Here is a 15,297-nt window from a genome sequence, read left to right on the forward strand (position 1 = left end):
TGGGCGGGGCGGGTCACCGTGGCTCTTCGGCAGATCGGACGACGGCGGCGCGCAGCCGGCGGTGGAGCGCCGGGTCGTCGGGGCGCACGGCCAGCAGCGTGGCCAGCAGGAACTCGCGGTCGGTCTGCGGGGAGCCGCGGTGCGCGTCGGTCCAGTCGAGCACCCCGCAGAGCCGGTCGCCGTCGACCAGCAGGTTGCCCAGCCAGAAGTCGCCGTGCACCAGCACCGAGCCGTCGTCGCGGCGCGTGCGCTGCTGCAGGTCGTCGAGCACCGCGGCCGCGCGCGCCGTCCAGTCGACCAGCTGCTCGTCGTCGAGGGCGGCGACCTCCAGCGGGTGGCCCGCGAGCCAGGAGTAGCGCACCCGCGTGCCCTCGTCGGCCAGGACGGCGGCCGCCAGGGTGAAGCCGGAGCGCCCCACCTCGGCCAGGGCCGCCGCCTCGGCCGCGCCCTGTGCCGGGTCGAGGTAGACCTTCTCGATCTCGCGTGGCGGGTCGCCGCGCAGCAGCTTGACCTGCACGCTGTCGCGGTTGGCGACCTTGCCGACGATGCGCCGCGGGTCGGGCTCGGGCGCGGGGAGGGCGTGGGCGACCGTCAGCCACCCCGGGGTGAGCATCGCCAGCAGCACCACCATGACCCGGCCGGGCAGGCGCAGCAGCGCGTGCAGCGCGCGCCCGCGGCGTCCACCGACGTGGGTGAGGCTCGCCTCGACCGTCAGTGCGGTGCCGGTGTCGGACCGCAGGTCGCAGGCGGTCACGGGGCTGCTGGTGGAGCGCAGCAGCGCGAAGACCTGCACCGACCGCAGGTCGAGCCCACGCGCCCGGCGTCCCACCGGGGTCGCGCGGAGGCGGGCGTCGTCGCCGCCCGGTCGCCCCCGGAGCGCGTCGAGTGCCCGCAGCGGGCTGAGCCGGTTGTCAGCCACCTGTGCCCAGCGTCCGCCGGGCACCAGCCGGTCCCGCAGCGCCCGGCGCTGCGCCGGGGGCAGCCGGACGCCGTCGACGCACACCAGGTCGGCGCGTGGCGGGAGGTGGGGTGCGTCGGCGTCGCGCACCACGTGCACGTGCGGGGTGCGACGGCGCAGGTGCTGCTCGGCGTCACCGGTGCCGGGGACCAGCAGCACGACGTCGTCCGGTGCGACGTCGAGCAGGTCTACCCAGGTGACCGCCAGCGGCGGCGCGACCTGCTCGCCTGCCGAGGACGCCGTGGTCACGCGGAGAAGAGTAGTGGTCGACCGGCCCGTCCGGGTGGTGTGTCGATGGCCGATCGGGCGGACCAGCCCGAGGGACCGCGACAGGGCTGGTGCGGGGTGCGAGGATCGTCACGGTTGTCTGCCGGGGGGTCGGACGTACCGTTGACCACCAGACTGCAGGGGAGCCCGGGTGACCCACCCTCATGACGACGTTCGCGAGCACGCCGCCGACCACGGCCGGCGCGGTCCGCTGCGCGCAGCCGTCCGGCTGGCGCTGGCGGCGACGCTGGTCGCCGCTCTCGGAGCGCTGGTGCTCGGTGTGCCCGGCGGGGAGCGGGGCCACCACCGCGGCGTCGAGACCGGCGCGGCACCGGGAGCGGCGTTGAAGGGCCTTCCGCGGCTGACCTCGCGCACCTATCCGTGGCCGGGCGCCGCCCCTGCGCCCCAGCCCCCGGCTGCGCCCGCGCGGGGTGCCACCGACATCGGCTTCAGCCCGGGCTTCGACATCCTCTACCAGCCCGAGGCCGAGCTGCACCGCGACCTGGCGGCCATGCGGGCACTGGGCATGCGGCGCCTGCGCGTCGACCTGAGCTGGGCGTTCGTGGAGCGGCAGCGCGGTCGCTACGACTGGTCGGCCAACGACCGGGTCTTCGGCGCCGCCCGCGCCGCCGGGCTGCAGGTGCTCGCCGTCGTCGGGTACGCGCCGTCGTGGGCCACCTCCTCGGCGGGCACGCCCGACGCCGCGGGGTTCGCCGATTTCGTGAGTGCCGCCGCCCGGCGCTACGGCCCGACCGTCGCCGCCTGGGAGATCTGGAACGAGCCCAACCTGGAGCGGTTCTGGGACGCGCCGGACCCCGAGGGGTACGCCCGGCTGGTGGCCGCCGCAGCGCCCCGGCTGGCCGCGCTCGACCCGGCCGCGGCGGTGGTCGTGGGCTCGCTGGCGCCCGCCGTCGACGCCCGTGACGGCTCGCAGATCTCGCCCGAGACCTTCCTGCGGCGCTTCTACGCCGCCCTCCCGCGGCCGCTGCCGCGCGGCCTCTTCGACGCCGTCTCGGTGCACCCCTACTCCTACCCGGCGCTGCCCGCCGGCGACGAGGAGTGGAACACCTTCGCCCGGCTGCCCGAGATCCGCGAGGTGATGGTGCAGGCCGGCGACAGCCGCAGCCGCGTGTGGCTGACCGAGTACGGCGCGCCGACCGGCACCTCCGACCGCGCGGTCAGCACCGGTCTGCAGTCGCGGATGCTGGTGGAGGCGGTGCGCGAGGCCCGGCGCCTGCCGTTCGTGAGCGCGCTGTATCTCTACTCCTACCGCGACGCCGGCAGCAGCCCGGGCGACCCCGAGGCCAACTTCGGCGTCGTGAGGGCCGACGGCGGCGCCAAGCCGGCACTGGCCGCGTTGCGCCGCGCCCTGCGCTGACCTCCGGCTGGATCCCGGCTGGCCGCTGATCGGCGATCGGCCGCGCGCCATCCTCCCACCTGGGATACTCGCGGCGTGGATCTCTCCGACCAGCTGGCCGCCGTGTGGGCCCGCCGCATGGTGGTGCTCGTGGTGGCCCTGCTGGTGGGGGCGGCGGTGTTCGCGTGGCGCGTCACCTCCCCCGAGGAGTTCGAGGCCTCCAGCACCCTGCAGGTGCGCCCGCCGGTGGAGGACACCAGCGACCCCGCGCTGCGCGTGAGCTTCTACGCCGACACCGTGATCGGCCTGGTCACCAGCCGTGGCGTCGTGGCGGCCACGCTCGAGGAGCTCGGCCGCGACGAGGACCCCGACGACGTCGTCGACCTGGTGGCCGCCGAGGAGGGCACCCAGCCCGGCTTCGTCACCGTGCAGGTGCGCGACTCCAGCCCGGCGCGCGCCGTCGAGCTGGCCGACGCGCTGGTGGCCGCCGTCGACGAGCGCGTGGAGGCCGACCAGGCCGCCGACCGCGAGGCCGAGCGCGACGCGCTCACCCAGGCCATCGCCGACGTCGGCCTGCAGCGCGACCAGCTGCCCCAGAGCGACTACGCCGGCCGCGCGGCGCTGATCCGTGAGCGCGAGTCGCTGCTCGCCGCCCTGCGCTCCAGCGCCGGGCGCACCTCCTGGCAGGTCACCACGGTGGCCGAGGCCCAGGAGCCCACCTCCGCGGTCGCCCCGCAGCCGCTGCGCGACGGGCTGCTCGCCGGGATCGTGGCGCTGCTGCTGCTGGCCGAGGCGATCGTGGTGCGCCGGGCCTGGCGCGGCGCGCTCTCGGCCCGCGAGCCCGCGCGTGACGTGCGTGAGGCCGTGGGCGTGCCCGCCGTCGCGGTGGCCCCCGACGACGGCGTGGGTGCGCTGGCGGCGCTGCTGCCGCAGCTGGCCGACGCCGAGCGCGTGAGCGTCGTGCACCGTGGGCCCACGCCGAGCGCGCACACCGCGCTGCTGGTGGCCGAGCTGCTGGCGGCCCGCGGCCACGACGTGCTGCTGGTCGACGTCGCGAGCGCGCGCGGCTCGGTGCACCGCGAGCTGGGTGTGGACGCAGGGCCCGGCTTCGCCGACCTGCCCACCGAGGAGCGCTCGCTGCGCCGCGACCTGGAGCGGCTCCCGCGCCTGGGCGGCGCCCGGGTGCTGGTCGCCGGCTCCGCCGAGGGTGCCGGTGCGCGCGAGCCCGCGGCCACGCTCGCCCGGGTGGTGAGCTCCGCCGGCGCCGAGCGCGTGGTCGTCGCCGCCTCGGTGGAGCGGCCCGACGAGCTGTACGCCGTGCTGGGCCAGGGGTCCGCCGGCGCGGTGGTGCTCGACGTCGACGGCGCCTCGGCCACCAAGCGCGAGCTGCGGGAGGACGCCGCCGCGCTGGTGGGACTGCAGGTGGGTCTGGTGGCGGCCACGGTGCAGACCGGCGGCGGCACCGAGGGCCAGCGGCTGGAGTCGCGACGCCGTCGCGGCCTGCGGGTGACGCCGGCGGCCACGGGCGGCAAGCCCGCCCGCACCCCGTGAGCCGCGCTCACGGGCCGCGCGTCGTCGTCGTCCACGAGCGGTTCAGCGAGCTCGGCGGCAGCGAGCGGGTGGTGCAGCAGCTGACCCAGGCCTTCCCGGGGGCCGAGGTGTTCGTGCCGATCGACAGCCCCGCCGGGCGACCGGAGGGGCTCGAGGGCGTGCGGGTGCGCACCAGCCCGCTGCAACGGCTCTACCGCGGCGGCTCCTACGCCCACCTGCTCCCGCTGCTGCCCTGGGCCATGCGCAGCGCCCGCCTGGGCGAGCCCGACGTGGTGGTGACCTCGCACCACGCCTTCGCCCAGCGGGTGCGTCCGCCGGCCGGGGTGCCGGTCGTGAGCTACGTGCACAGCCCGGCGCGCTGGATGTGGGAGCCCGGCATGCGCGCGGGCGAGCTGGGCGGCGCGCTGGGGGAGCGGGCGCTCGGGGCCTTCGCGGCAACCCAGCGCCGTGCCGACCGACGCGCCGCGCAACGACCGGCGCAGATCGTGGCCAACTCCTCCACGGTGGCCGACCGGGTGCGGCGCTGGTGGGGGCGCGACGCCGTGGTGGTGCACCCGCCCGTGCGCACCGAGGTGTTCACGCCCGGCCCCGAGCCGGCCGCGGAGCGCGGCGACTTCTTCCTGCTGGCCGGCCGGCTGGTGCCCTACAAGCGACCCGAGGTGGCGGTGGCCGCGGCTCGCGCCGCGGGGGTGCGGCTCAAGGTCGTGGGCGACGGTCGCTCCCGGGAGGCGTGCGAGGCGGTGGCCGGTCCGGGTGTGGAGTTCCTCGGTCGGGTCGACGACGCCGCGATGATGGGCCTGATGCGCCGTGCCCGCGCGCTGGTGTTCCCCGGTGAGGAGGACTTCGGGATCGTGCCCGTGGAGGCGATGGCGTGCGGCACGCCCGTCGTCGCGCTGGGTGTGGGCGGCGCGCTCGACACGGTCGTGCCCGGTGTGAGCGGTGCTCTCGTCCGTCCCGACGGCGACTCCCGCGAGGCGCACGTGGCCGCGTTCGCCGTGGCGCTGCGCGACTTCGACGACAGCCTCGACCCCGCCCGCGTGCGCGCCCACGCCGAGGGCTTCGCCCAGGAGCGGTTCCGCGAGCGGATGCGCGAGGTCGTGGCCGAGGTCCTCGGGGGCTGAACCTGGGTGCCGCGTGCCAGGGTGGTGGCATGAGCGACTCGGCAGCTGCCACCGACCCCCAGCCCGTCCTCGTCGTCGGGGCCAACGGCCTCGTCGGCGCCCAGGTGTGCACGCGCCTGGCCAGCCACGGCACGCCCGTGCGGGCGCTGGTGCGCCGTGCGGGCACCGCGCCCCAGGCGCCCGGCGTCACCGAGGTGGTGGGCGAGATGCTCGAGCCCGCCGACGTCGAGGCCGCGCTCGCGGGCTGCCAGGCCGTCGTCACCACCGTGCACCCGATGGGCAGCGACCGCGCCACCCAGGCGCAGGTCGGCGTCCAGGGCAACCTCGCCGTGGCCCGCGCGGCGGCGGCAGTCGGTGTCGATCGGTTGGTGCACGTCTCGACCGCCGCGGTCTACGACCGCTCGCCGGGCGTCGGCGACGTCGACGAGGACAGCGCCGTGGTGCCCGACGACGCCGACGACTACGCCGTCACCAAGCGCGACACCGACGCCGCGATCGCCGAGGTCGAGGGGATCACCCGGGTGCTGGTGCGCCCGCCCGCGATCCTGGGTGAGGGCGAGACCTCGGTGTGGAACACGCTGCGCCCGCGCGGCATGCAGGAGGACCCGAGCTCGGGCAGCCACCGCCCCGAGCAGTCCTGGCCGTGGGTGCACGTGGCCGACCTGGCCGCGCTGATCGCCGACGTCGCCACCGGCGCGATCCCGACCGGCACCGATCCCTCGCTCGGCCCGGTGCCCGGCGGGTGCACGGTCGTCAACGCCGCCGGCCGGCCGGCCACCCAGGCCGACTACCACCGCGCGGTGGCCGGGGCGCTCGACCTCGAGCTGCCCGAGGTGACCGACGGCGAGGTGTGGCGCGGCCGCCTGGTCGCCGACCGGGCGCTCGCCTGGGGGTGGACCCCGCAGGTCGACCTCGACGTCGCGCTCACCGAGCTGGCCGAGGGTCTGCGCTGAGCCGATGAGTCGGCGGAGGCTGCTGCTGGGGGGCGTTCTCGTCCTCGTCGTCGTGATGGTGGCGGGGGCGCTGTGGTGGTGGACCCAGCGTGAGAGCGCCGCTCCGGTGGACGAGCGGCTGGCCGGCCGCATCGAGGCCACCGGGCTCCAGCCCTACCGGATCGACCTGGAGGGGGCCGAGCCCGTCTCGGTGCAGGTGCGACGGCGGATGCTGGAGGTGCGCTACGAACGCGACGACGTGCACGTCTTCTTGCTGCTCGTGCAGCGGGCACCCCAGGGCGACCTCTGCCCCCGCGGGGAGGGCGAGCAGCCGGACGGCGGCACCTGCACCTCCGACGGCGACACGCTCCTCACCTCGTTCGAGGAGATGGGCAGTGCCTCGCTGCGCCGCGACGGCGTGCTGCTGACCGTGGGTGCCCTGGTGATCGAGTCGGACGCCGGGCTGCAGCAGCGGGCCCTCGACGCGCTCGCCGGTGCCGACCCCATCAGCGCCGAGGAGCTCTCGCGGCTGCGGCACTAGTGCCACGTCCCGAAAGTTCTTGGACGCTTCGCGTCCCCATGGCACGCACATCGCGGCGTTGCCGACGCTTGCGAGACAACCCGGTATGGCGGCGCGCCGGCGCCTTGCGCTGCACGCACGCCTTCAGAACGCCAACCGATCAACAACTTACGAGACGCGGCACTAGCGCAGGTGTCCGACCAGCGCGACGACCTCGCCGGTGGTGGGGCAGGCCCACACCACCTCCTGCTGCTCGTCGGGGATCACGAGCGGGTGGTTGCGGGGGTGCCGGGGACACGGCGGCCAGTTGCTGGGCAGTCCGTGGTCCGGGAGCTGCTCGAGGACCCAGTCGTGCGCGAGGTCGGCCACGCGGGCGAGCAGCTCTGCGTGGGTGGCGTCGTCCTCGTCCTCGAAGCAGATCGTGCTGAACCCGACGGGCGTGACGAGGAAGAGACCGCGCGGGTCCTCTCCGAGGTCGGCACCGGGCGTCACGTCCAGGGGCAGGGGGACGGGAAGGTCACGTGCATCGCGCAGGAACATCTGCAGCCCCTCGCGTGCCTGCTCCAGCAGGGACGGGCCGCTGGGTCCGTCTGCGTTCACCGGTCCTCCTCGTCGTCGTCCGACCACTCCCAGCGATCGCCGGTGAAGACGATGGTGTCGCTCCCTCCACCCGAGACGTCCATCAGCTCGTCGGCTGCCCACTGCGGGAGTCCGTCGACGAGGCGGTCGGCCGTCGGGACGATGTACCCGTCGGAGCTGGGTGCGTGCTGGTAGGTCCGGTTGAGGTACGTCGCCCAGGCCTCGGCGTCCACGCGGTACGTGAGGACCTGGGGAGCGCTGCCGACGGCGATCTCGCCCCTCGCGCGGTTGGCGGTCACGACCTGGCCGTGGACGGCGAGGTGGTCGCGCAGTGCGAGCCAGGCCTCCGTCGTCGTCCACGACCGGCGCAGCCAGGGCTCTCCGGGCCGCGAGTCGGCATCGACCTGGTTCTTGAACCGGTGTGCCGCGGCCAGCTGGGCCGCTGCCCAGGCGTCACGTGCAGCGCGCCGCGCGTCGGCCGCAGGTCGCCACGCGACCTCGGTCGTGCCGCGGATGCGGCGACCGTGCGGCTGGTGGTCGTCCGGCAGGTACTCGGGGTCCTCGTAGGACCACACGAGGCGCAGCGCGTCGCTCCGGCCGCCCGCAGGACCCACCTCGTCGAGACGAAGCGTGAGCGGTGCTCCCGGCACGTCGACGACCTCGGCCGCGTGCCGCAGCGCTGCATCGGATCGACTCACGCACGGGAGGTTAGTGGGGCGGCACCGCTCGGGCGACGGAGTTGTTGTCGGGAAGGGCTTGCAGGCATGGGTCTGCGCCGAACTCATGAACAAAGGAGCCACCCGACCAGGTCCTCACGCTCAGCGCCGAGCGAGAGGTGCGCGTTTGTTCATCACTTCGGCGCTCTTCAGCGCCCCACGGCGTCAGGTGTCGAGCCGCTGGGCGAGGGAGACGATGATCCCGCTCGGCCCACGCACGTAGGCCATCGCCCAGATGCCCTCGTACTTGCCGATGCCGCCGACGGTCGGGTGGCCCTGCGCGGCGAGCCGCTCGACAACGCCGGCCAGGTCGTCGACCTCGAAGGCCACGTTGCGGATGCCGACCTCGGTGGCCATCGCGGTCGGTGACCCGGGCTGGTGGTCGGGGCGCACGAAGGTGGAGAGCTCGACGGCGGTGCCGCCGTCCGGCGCGCGGAGCATCGCGATCTCGGTCTTCGAGTCGGGGATGCCGATGACGGTGTCGAGGAACTCGCCCTCCACGAACTGGCGTCCCGCGACCTCGAGCCCGAGATCGGTGAAGAAGTCGATGGCGGCGTCGAGGTCCTCGACGGTGATGCCGACGTGGTCGAAGCGCTTGATGGCGGCCATGGCAGGTCCTCCTCTGACGTCAGGCGGGAGCCGACGACTCGAGTATCTCCCGAAGACGCTCCAGGTCGGCGGCCACGAGGGCCACGTCGCGCTCGAACTCGTCGTCGGTCAGCTCGATCTGGCGCACCGTGAACAGGACTTCGGCGCCGTCGGGGTGGGCGAGGACCCGCATCGGGTTGGTCACCACGGTGCCGCTCGGCAGGACGACGTCGTGGTCGACGACACCGAGGTCGTTGCGGGGCACGAAGTGGACCTGCACCTGCCCCATGGGGGAGTCGACGAGCAGGGTGTCGCCCTGGCGGGTCACCTCGCTCTGCGCCAGGCCGGCCGCCCAGGCGGGCAGGTGGTCGGGGTCGGCGGCGTAGGCGTAGACCTCTTTCGGCGCGCGACGGATGACGGTGCTGACGTGACGGGAGGCGATCGGCGCGGGCACGCCTCGCAGGCTACGGCCGCACGGGCAGCGTGACCACCGACGGATAGCGCTGGCCGGCGTGGATGGTGAGCGGCGCGAGGGTGCTCGGCAGGTCGGGGAGCGTCGGCAGCAGGTGCGGCACGTCGAAGGCCTGGACGGCGATCCGCAGCCGGTGGCCCTTCTTGATCACCGCTCCGGTGGGGAACACCTCGACGTCGACCGGAGCCACCTGGCCGCGGGCCAGCGGGCGCTTGGCCGCCTTGGTGAACGGGTGGTGGGGCTGGATGAGCCGGCCTCGCAGGTAGCGGGAGCGTTCGCGGTCCAGGGCGCGGTGCGAGATCACCTGCCAGCCGCCGGTGAGCCGGGTGACGGTGCCGTCCGGGGCGACGTCGGCCAGCGCGACCGAGAGCATGCCGTCACCGGTGGGGGTGGAGGTGAAGAGCCGGGCGTTGATCGGGCCCTGGATGCGCAGGCGCTTGGTAATGGGCCCGGTCTGGTAGACGACGCCGGTGGCGTCGTTGAGCCGGTTGTCGCGCAGGCACGGGTTGCTCGGCCACGCCTGGCGCAGGAGGCCGGCGGTCCACTGCGAGGCAGAGCGGGTGCACAGGCCGCTGACCGGCACCGGGGGTACGACGGCCCGGCCGGCGGCGGCGGTGCTGCCAGTGGCCAGGACGCCCATCCGCAGGCCGGCGACGGCGCCGCCGGAGAGCCGCAGGGTGCGGGGACGCAGGTCACGGTCGATCCAGCGCTGCGTGCGGACCCAGCGGTCGCTGCCCTGCTCGTAGTAGCTCACCGGGGCGATGTCGCGCAGCAGGCGGGGGTCCTCGCGACCCATCACGTAGCGGTCGAACCAGCGCAGCTGCAGCTGCTCGAGGGTGCCGTAGCCGGCGTCGGCCAGGCCCTCGCCGGAGGAGCCCTGAAGGTGGTCCCACGGCCCGATGATCATCCGGGTCGGGACGCCCTGGCGCTGCAGCCGCTCGAAGAGCAGCGGGGTGCCGCGCTGAAAGATGTCGTGCTGCCCACCGACCAGGAACGTGGGCACGCGCACCCGGTCGACCACGTTGATCGGCGAGCGCTCGCGGTAGAAGGGGCCGTCGAAGGCAGGGTCGCTGCCCAGCACCGCGCCCGCGAGGAGCGGGAGGGTGAAGGTGGTGGCGGTCGTGAGCCTGTCCAGCAGGGTCTGGAACCCGGCGGCGGGCTCGAAGACGGCGTAGGCGGGCGGCACCAGGCCGGTGCCGGTGACCAGGCCCAACCACAGCGGGATGAAGCCGGCGTCCACCTGACCGCCGGAGGCGACGACGTCGCGGTACACGTCGGCCGCGGGCACCTGCGGGAAGATCGCCTTCAGGCCGGCCGGACGACGGGCCGCGGCGAAGACCTGGGTGATGCCCAGGTAGGAGGGGCCCATCATGCCCACGCGGCCGTTGCTCCACGACTGCCGGTGCGCCCACTCCACGACGGCGGCGGCGTCGCGGCCCTCGCGCGCGCTGAAGGCGCCCCAGGTGCCCTGCGAGCCGCCGGTCCCGCGGGCGTCGACGGTCAGCACGGCGTAGCCGCGTCGCACGAAGTAGTCCGCCCCCGAGCCGGTCAGGCCGATGCCCGAGGAGGCGCTCTTGTTGTAGGCCGTGACGACGACGAGCACCGGCGCCCGACGGGCCAGCGGCTCGCCGGCCGCGGTGGCCGGCTGCACCAGGTCGCCGCGCAGGATCGTGCCGTCGTCCACGGTGATCGGCAGGTCGCGGGTGGTGGCGGTGCCCTTGACCGTGGCCGGGCGGGGCTTCCAGCCCTTGAACGCCGGGGCCGCCGGGGCCGCCGGCGCTGCCGCGGCAGCAGGTGCCGCGGGCGGCGCGGCGGCGCCCGGCGGGACGGCGGGCAGCAGCAGCCCGAGGGCCATCAGCGTGGTGGCCAGGACTGTCGTCAGTGCGCGGCGGTGCATCGGTCTTCCTCCCGGTGGCTCCCGTTACCTGCCGGTAGCAACGAGCCACGGGAGTCCCAGGTCACGCCGGCGCGTCGGGCGGCCGCCGGCCCAGCACCCGCTCGAGCAGCCGCGGGTCGGTGGGCCACGCAGCCCGGAGCACGGGCGGGGGCACCCGCCGGGCGGCGAACCGCAGCAGCAGCACCACGGCCAGCACGTCGTCCAGAGGCCCGATGACGGGCAGGAACTCGGGCAGCAGGTCGATCGGCGAGACCACCCACACGACTGCCACCACCATCGCCACCCGCGCGCTGCGCGGGACCTGTGGGTGGCGGCGCAGGGTGCGAGCAGTGCTCACGCACGAGGGCAGGAACTCCAGCACCTGTCGCAGCAGGCCGGGCGGTAGCCGCCGCGCCACCACGACCATCACCACACAGAGCAGCGCCCACACGGCCAGTGCCACCGCGATCGTCGTCAGCCAGGCCTGCACCGGACCATGATGACCGCTGGCGGGTGGTGCGGGTCAGCCGTCCAGGCGGTCGGCCACGCTCCGCAGCCGGCGCGCCAGGTCGTGCCGCGCGGCGTGGCGCGGAGGTCCGGGGCGCCGGTGCCGGTCGGCGGCGCGGGCCAACCGCTCGCGGCTCTCGGCCAGGGCCAGGGTGGTCATCAGGTGCTCGTTCATCGCCGGCTCCTCAGCGCTCGGTGAGCACGACGTCGCCGCTCACGGTCGTCGCGCGCAGCTCGACGTGGTCCTGGCCCTCGGTGGGGCGGCCGCCGCCCTGCAGGCCCGAGCTGATCCGGCCTGAGACCGTCTGGATGTCGGTGAACACCGGCACCCCGGCCACGACACCGACGCGCACGTCGCCGGAGGCCGTCTTGGCGCCGACCCGGCCGCGGTGGACGGTCACCAGCTCGAGGTCGCCGCTGCCGGTGGTGGTCCGCACGTCGTCGAGCGCGTCGACCACCCGGATGTCGCCGGAGCCGGTCTTCACGGCCACCGTCGCCGCGGCGCGCGCGACGACGACGTCACCGGAGCCGGTGGAGACCACGGTGGCGGCCTCCACCAGGTCGAGCACCACGTCGCCGGAGCCGCACTTGACCGCCAGCTCGTCGCGGACCTGGCCCACGCGCACGGCGCCGGAGCCCGTCTCCACGCGGCCCTCGCCCCCCACGACCTCCACCAGCACGTCGCCCGAGCCGCTGCGCAGCGCGACCCGGCCGGCCTCCCCGGTCACGGTGATGTCGCCGCTGCCGGTGCGCCCGGCCACGTCGCTGGCTTCCGGCACGGTGACGACGACGTCCACCTCGTGCTGGCGGCCCAGCAGGCGGCTGGCGTGCTTGGGGGCGACGACGGCGAGGTCGTCGCCCTCGAGGGTGACGCTCACCTGCTCGGCGTCGCGGCCGCTCAGCTCCACGCGGGAGGTGGTGGTGTCGGTGAGGTGGACGCGCACCGAGCCGGCAGGCACCTCCACGTAGAGGTGGACGGGCTGTGGCGTGTCGACGACGTGCTCGAGGTCCGGCATGGGGGCTCCTGAGGGTGTGCTGGTCGGCGGGAGCGCCGGTCGGCGTCCCGTGGTCGGTGGTGCGGCGTCGGGTAGGTGGCTAGACCCAGCCGGTCATCCGGCGGCTCCCGCGCCGGAACGGGTCGGGGGTGGCGCGGCTGTCGGCGGCGCCACCGAACGGCAGGCTGGAGAGGTCGACGTCGACGCGGACGACGTCGTCGCCCGGGCCGCGCGTGGCGGCGCGCACGGCGCCGACCAGCCAGGTGTTGAGGCTCTGCCCGGCCTCCGCGGCGGCGTCCTCGGCGCGCGCCTTGACGCCCTCGGGCAGGCGCAGCGTGACGCGGGCCAGCCCGCCCTCCTCCTCGGGCTCGGGCGGGGAGGGCGGGACGGGGGGTGCCGACGGCACCGGCGGGACGGGCAGCGGTGCTGCCTCGACGACGAAGGCCAGCTCGCGTCCGTCGAGCCGCACGTCGACGCCACCGGCCGGCATCTCGGCGGTGATCTCGGCGGCCGCCTGGCTGATGGCCTCCATGAGCGCGAGGCGGGCCGCGGGGTCGAGGGCGAACGCCAGCCGCTCGGCGGCCTGCCGCAGCTCGGGTCCGGCTCCCTCGGCGGCTGCGGCGAGGTCCCGGCGCAGGCTCTCGACGTACGGGGTCAGCTCCATGACGCCACTATGACATCATCGTGGCGTCACGACAAGAGTAGCTGACGTCTTCATGGTGTCAGCATGACGTCAGGGTGGTTCCGACATCGCGACGGGAGCCGTTGATCATGACAACGGTCTCCACGGGGCACCGGGTCCCTCGTGACCCCGCTCGTGCTTCCGCTCGCCTCCGACACACTCATCGACGCCGGCGCCGTCGACTACCTGATCGTCGGTCTGTACTTCGCCGTCGTGCTGGGCATCGGGCTCGTGGCCCGCCGCCAGGTCTCCGACTCGGTGGACTTCTTCCTCTCCGGGCGGGCACTGCCCGCGTGGGTGACCGGCCTGGCGTTCGTCTCGGCCAACCTGGGCGCCGTCGAGATCATGGGCATGTCGGCCTCGGGTGCGGAGTTCGGCCTGCCGACCGTGCACTACTTCTGGGTCGGCGCCATCCCCGCCATGCTCTTCCTCGGCGTGGTGATGATGCCGTTCTACTACGGCTCGAAGGTGCGCTCGGTCCCCGAGTTCATGCTGCGGCGCTTCGGCACGGGCGCCCACCTGGTCAACGCGATCAGCTTCGCCGTGGCCCAGCTGCTGATCGCCGGCATCAACCTCTACCTGCTCGGCACGATCATCCAGGCGATGCTGGGGTGGCCGCTGATCGTCGCCCTGCTGGTCGCCGCCGTCGTCGTGCTCTCCTACATCACCCTCGGCGGGCTCTCGGCCGCGATCTACAACGAGGTGCTGCAGTTCTTCGTGATCGTGGCCTCGCTGCTGCCGCTGACCCTGATCGGCCTGAACCGGGTGGGCGGGTGGAGCGGCCTGAAGGACCGGATCGCCGAGGCGGCCGTGGCCAACCCCGACGGCCCCAGTGCCGCCGAGCAGCTCAACTCCTGGCCGGGCAACGCCCTCTCCGGCTTCAGCAACGACATCCTCTCGGTCGTCGGCATCGTGTTCGGCCTCGGCTTCGTGCTCTCCTTCGGCTACTGGACCACCAACTTCGTCGAGGTCCAGCGCGCGATGGCCTCCGACTCCATCTCGGCGGCGCGACGCACGCCCATCATCGGTGCGTTCCCGAAGATGTTCGTCCCGTTCATCACGATCGTCCCGGGCATGATCGCCGCGGTGCTGGTCACCGAGATCGCCGACGTCAAGGCCGGCGAGCAGGTCTCCGGCGGCGCCGAGGGCACGGTGCAGTACAACGACGCGCTGCTCTACCTGATGCGCGACCTGCTGCCCAACGGCCTGCTGGGCGTGGCGATCGCCGGTCTCCTCGCGGCGTTCATGGCCGGCATGGCCGCCAACATCTCGGCGTTCAACACCGTCTTCAGCTACGACCTGTGGGAGCGCTACGGCGTCAAGGACCGCGAGGACGGCTACTACCTCAAGGTCGGCCGGGTCGCCACGGTCGGCGCCACGGTGGTCGCGGTGGGCACCGCCTACCTGGCCACCAACTTCAGCAACATCATGAGCTACCTGCAGACCCTGTTCGGCTTCTTCAACGCGCCGCTCTTCGCCACCTTCATCCTCGGCATGTTCTGGAAGCGGATGACGCCGACCGCCGGCTGGGTCGGACTGGTCTCGGGCACGCTGGCCGCGATCGCCGTCGCGTTCCTCAGCGAGGACGCGTTCGGGTCGCTCAGCCTCGGCGTCATCCCCCTGGGCGGCCAGGGCGCCGCCTTCGTGGCCGCCGGCGCCGCGTTCGTCGTCGACATCGTGCTGAGCATCGTGGTCTCGTTGGTGACCAAGCCCAAGCCCGCCAGCGAGCTGCGCGGGCTGGTGTGGTCCGAGACGCCCAAGGAGGACCTCGTGGACGCCGACGAGGCCTCCTACCCCTGGTACCGCCGCACCCTGCCGCTGGCCGGCGTCGCACTGGTGCTCGTGACCATCCTGAACTTCGCCTTCTGATGCCCGACCCCCGACAGGAGCCACCCGTGAGCGAGCCCACCGAGACCTCCGACGTCGACCGCCCCGGCCACCACACCGCCGGAGCCTTCGACATCCGCAACATCATCGGCGGCCTGATCGGCCTGTACGGCGTGATCCTAGGGCTGATGGGCCTGCTCGGCGACCCCGAGACCGACAAGACCGGGGGCGTCAACGCCAACCTGTGGGCAGGCCTGGGTCTGCTCGTCTTCGGCGTGGCCTTCGTGCTCTGGGCCCGGCTGCGCCCCGTCGTGGTGCCCGACGACGTCTGAGGTCTCCCCCCGGGTAG

17 protein-coding genes are annotated in these 15,297 nt (G+C 74.3%); 7 read left to right on the plus strand and 10 right to left on the minus strand.

Annotated elements, in window-relative coordinates; genetic code table 11:
* Positions 1-13: 13 nt before the first annotated feature.
* A complete protein-coding gene (locus ABD948_RS01505) occupies positions 14-1,207 on the minus strand; it encodes a phosphotransferase (RefSeq protein ID WP_345262276.1) in 1,194 nt (397 codons plus the stop codon).
* Between the two features lie 169 nt (positions 1,208-1,376).
* Here ABD948_RS01505 and ABD948_RS01510 point away from each other — a divergent pair, with 169 nt between their 5' ends.
* The 5 genes from ABD948_RS01510 (at position 1,377) to ABD948_RS01530 (ending at position 6,727) form a co-directional block, all read left to right on the plus strand.
* Complete coding sequence (locus ABD948_RS01510) at positions 1,377-2,603, plus strand: glycoside hydrolase 5 family protein (RefSeq protein ID WP_345262277.1); 1,227 nt, start codon at positions 1,377-1,379, stop codon at positions 2,601-2,603.
* A 75-nt stretch (positions 2,604-2,678) separates the two neighbouring features.
* Positions 2,679-4,133 (plus strand): YveK family protein, encoded by a 1,455-nt coding sequence (locus tag ABD948_RS01515; protein ID WP_345262278.1) that lies wholly within the window; start codon positions 2,679-2,681, stop codon positions 4,131-4,133.
* Entirely contained in the window at positions 4,130-5,254 is a 1,125-nt protein-coding gene (locus ABD948_RS01520; protein ID WP_345262279.1) for a glycosyltransferase, read from the plus strand. The genes ABD948_RS01515 and ABD948_RS01520 overlap by 4 nt, the downstream gene beginning before the upstream one ends.
* A gap of 29 nt (positions 5,255-5,283) precedes the next feature.
* On the plus strand, positions 5,284-6,207 hold the full coding sequence (locus ABD948_RS01525; RefSeq protein ID WP_345262280.1) for an NAD-dependent epimerase/dehydratase family protein: 924 nt from the start codon (positions 5,284-5,286) through the stop codon (positions 6,205-6,207).
* A gap of 4 nt (positions 6,208-6,211) precedes the next feature.
* Positions 6,212-6,727, plus strand: coding sequence for a hypothetical protein (locus ABD948_RS01530; RefSeq protein WP_345262281.1), 516 nt, complete (start codon positions 6,212-6,214; stop codon positions 6,725-6,727).
* 162 nt (positions 6,728-6,889) lie between these two features.
* Here ABD948_RS01530 and ABD948_RS01535 read toward each other — a convergent pair whose 3' ends face one another.
* The 9 genes from ABD948_RS01535 to ABD948_RS01575 all read right to left on the minus strand — a co-directional run bounded on the left by ABD948_RS01535 (position 6,890) and on the right by ABD948_RS01575 (position 13,103).
* Positions 6,890-7,306 carry a hypothetical protein gene (locus tag ABD948_RS01535; RefSeq protein WP_345262282.1) on the minus strand — a complete coding sequence of 139 codons (417 nt, stop codon included), beginning with the start codon at positions 7,304-7,306 and terminating at the stop codon, positions 6,890-6,892.
* Positions 7,303-7,983, minus strand: a complete 681-nt coding sequence (locus tag ABD948_RS01540) for a hypothetical protein (protein WP_345262283.1) — start codon at positions 7,981-7,983, stop codon at positions 7,303-7,305. Before ABD948_RS01540 ends, ABD948_RS01535 begins: the two co-directional genes overlap by 4 nt.
* 183 nt (positions 7,984-8,166) lie before the next feature.
* Positions 8,167-8,610, minus strand: a complete 444-nt coding sequence (locus ABD948_RS01545) for a VOC family protein (protein ID WP_345262284.1) — start codon at positions 8,608-8,610, stop codon at positions 8,167-8,169.
* Positions 8,611-8,629: 19 nt separating this feature from the next.
* Positions 8,630-9,043 carry an SRPBCC family protein gene (locus ABD948_RS01550; RefSeq protein ID WP_345262285.1) on the minus strand — a complete coding sequence of 138 codons (414 nt, stop codon included), beginning with the start codon at positions 9,041-9,043 and terminating at the stop codon, positions 8,630-8,632.
* A 10-nt stretch (positions 9,044-9,053) separates the two neighbouring features.
* Positions 9,054-10,958: a CocE/NonD family hydrolase gene (locus tag ABD948_RS01555; protein WP_345262286.1), complete on the minus strand. Its 1,905-nt coding sequence runs from the start codon at positions 10,956-10,958 to the stop codon at positions 9,054-9,056.
* Between the two features lie 61 nt (positions 10,959-11,019).
* The gene (locus ABD948_RS01560) at positions 11,020-11,427 is read right to left on the minus strand and encodes a YkvA family protein (protein ID WP_345262287.1); all 408 of its coding nucleotides are present in this window, start codon (positions 11,425-11,427) and stop codon (positions 11,020-11,022) included.
* 33 nt (positions 11,428-11,460) lie between these two features.
* On the minus strand, positions 11,461-11,619 hold the full coding sequence (locus tag ABD948_RS01565; protein WP_345262288.1) for a hypothetical protein: 159 nt from the start codon (positions 11,617-11,619) through the stop codon (positions 11,461-11,463).
* 10 nt (positions 11,620-11,629) lie between these two features.
* A complete protein-coding gene (locus ABD948_RS01570; protein WP_345262289.1) occupies positions 11,630-12,460 on the minus strand; it encodes a DUF4097 family beta strand repeat-containing protein in 831 nt (276 codons plus the stop codon).
* Between the two features lie 79 nt (positions 12,461-12,539).
* Positions 12,540-13,103: a pilus assembly protein HicB gene (locus ABD948_RS01575; protein WP_345262290.1), complete on the minus strand. Its 564-nt coding sequence runs from the start codon at positions 13,101-13,103 to the stop codon at positions 12,540-12,542.
* Between the two features lie 153 nt (positions 13,104-13,256).
* Here ABD948_RS01575 and ABD948_RS01580 point away from each other — a divergent pair, with 153 nt between their 5' ends.
* Positions 13,257-14,990 carry a sodium:solute symporter family protein gene (locus ABD948_RS01580; protein ID WP_425576543.1) on the plus strand — a complete coding sequence of 578 codons (1,734 nt, stop codon included), beginning with the start codon at positions 13,257-13,259 and terminating at the stop codon, positions 14,988-14,990.
* Positions 14,991-15,016: 26 nt separating this feature from the next.
* Positions 15,017-15,280, plus strand: a complete 264-nt coding sequence (locus tag ABD948_RS01585) for a hypothetical protein (protein ID WP_345262292.1) — start codon at positions 15,017-15,019, stop codon at positions 15,278-15,280.
* The last annotated feature ends 17 nt before the right edge of the window (positions 15,281-15,297 follow it).

Source organism: Nocardioides nanhaiensis (assembly GCF_039542785.1).
Classification (GTDB): domain Bacteria; phylum Actinomycetota; class Actinomycetes; order Propionibacteriales; family Nocardioidaceae; genus Nocardioides; species Nocardioides nanhaiensis.

Bases quoted from the DNA above. Each gene is read 5' to 3' on its own strand.
- ABD948_RS01555 (WP_345262286.1), bottom strand. From the start codon at position 10,958: ATGCACCGCCGCGCACTGACGACAGTCCTGGCCACCACGCTGATGGCC.
- ABD948_RS01565 (WP_345262288.1), bottom strand. From the start codon at position 11,619: ATGAACGAGCACCTGATGACCACCCTGGCCCTGGCCGAGAGCCGCGAG.
- ABD948_RS01570 (WP_345262289.1), bottom strand. From the start codon at position 12,460: ATGCCGGACCTCGAGCACGTCGTCGACACGCCACAGCCCGTCCACCTC.
- ABD948_RS01530 (WP_345262281.1), top strand. From the start codon at position 6,212: ATGAGTCGGCGGAGGCTGCTGCTGGGGGGCGTTCTCGTCCTCGTCGTC.
- ABD948_RS01525 (WP_345262280.1), top strand. From the start codon at position 5,284: ATGAGCGACTCGGCAGCTGCCACCGACCCCCAGCCCGTCCTCGTCGTC.
- ABD948_RS01575 (WP_345262290.1), bottom strand. From the start codon at position 13,103: ATGGAGCTGACCCCGTACGTCGAGAGCCTGCGCCGGGACCTCGCCGCA.
- ABD948_RS01545 (WP_345262284.1), bottom strand. From the start codon at position 8,610: ATGGCCGCCATCAAGCGCTTCGACCACGTCGGCATCACCGTCGAGGAC.